Raw genomic sequence first — 1,079 nt, 5'->3', positions numbered from 1 at the left:
TCCAAGTCACGCAGCACGGTATTACCTTGCCACGCTAAATCCTGCTTGGAGAGATGAAATATGGTTTTTGTCGGTGCCCCCGTATCAAGCATATTAGTCAATCAAACCAATGCTTTTAGCGGTATCCAAAATTGCCTGATAATCTTCGTTCTTCGCTTCAATAAAGGCTTTACGAGGAAAACGCGCTAGCAAGTCAGGGTCTTTCATATTCAACAAGGCTTGTTTAATCTTTCCACCAAAACCTTCACCCCAATGCGCGTCCACATCACCGCGTATGCTCCACTGGTAATCCTGGTACTGAGGTGTTTCCCAAATAACCTGAACCTTTTTTGGATCAATCTTACCTGCGGCTAGCTCTTTTTCCCAAACCTTGTAGCTCAACACACCAATTTCGTAGGCACCTGAGTTAACCAAAGCGGCTGTGCGTGAGTGATTACCACTAAAACCTATACGTTTGAACAACGCATCAGGCGCATCATTAAGGTGTTGACGGATATAAAACTCAGGCATCAAGCGACCCGATGTTGAACCTTTTGAACCAAAGGTCAGTGTCTTGTTAGCAATACCTTTTGGGAATTCATCACTCTTTTTTAAACCTGTAGAATGATGCGCAATAAAGTAAGTCTTGAAGAAGCGGTCTTCATCTCCCTGTGCGATCGCTTGGGAGCCTGGCACTAATAAGCGCGCCTGCACACCCGACAACCACCAAACCAGGCTAATTGAACCTGATCATTTCGAAATGCTGTCACTGCAGCCGCATAAGACTTAACCGGCACATAACGTACCTCAATGCCTAAGGCCTTCCCTAAGTACTCAGACACTGCACCAAAGCGCTGCTCAAGCTGGGTGCTGTCCTGATCAGGGATGGCGGTAAAGGTAAAATCTTTCGCCTGCGCGCTCACCGCTAGGCTAAACAATATGATCAAGGTACTGAATAATTTCATTTTGAGTAGTGCTCCAATAGTGCGTCTTTGCTTCCCCGCAATACAATTCTTTCAGCCTTCTTTGAGAGCTGATAATCGTACATTGGGTCGTAGTAATCTTTTAGTAAATGTTCGATCCACTCCCGGTGAAGGCCG

2 protein-coding genes are annotated in these 1,079 nt (G+C 45.8%); both read right to left on the bottom strand.

Annotation, left to right across the window (positions count from 1 at the left end; translation table 11 throughout):
- Positions 1–93: 93 nt before the first annotated feature.
- A complete protein-coding gene (locus A3729_RS07745) occupies positions 94–675 on the bottom strand; it encodes a putative selenate ABC transporter substrate-binding protein (RefSeq protein WP_369820111.1) in 582 nt (193 codons plus the stop codon).
- Positions 675–944 (bottom strand): PhnD/SsuA/transferrin family substrate-binding protein, encoded by a 270-nt coding sequence (locus tag A3729_RS34515; protein ID WP_369820110.1) that lies wholly within the window; start codon positions 942–944, stop codon positions 675–677. Before A3729_RS34515 ends, A3729_RS07745 begins: the two co-directional genes overlap by 1 nt.
- Positions 945–1,079 lie beyond the last annotated feature (135 nt).

The sequence above is a fragment of the Oleiphilus sp. HI0043 genome, assembly GCF_001634935.1.
Note: the sequence above shows the minus strand (reverse complement) of the source record. Positions and strands in the feature narration are given on the sequence as shown.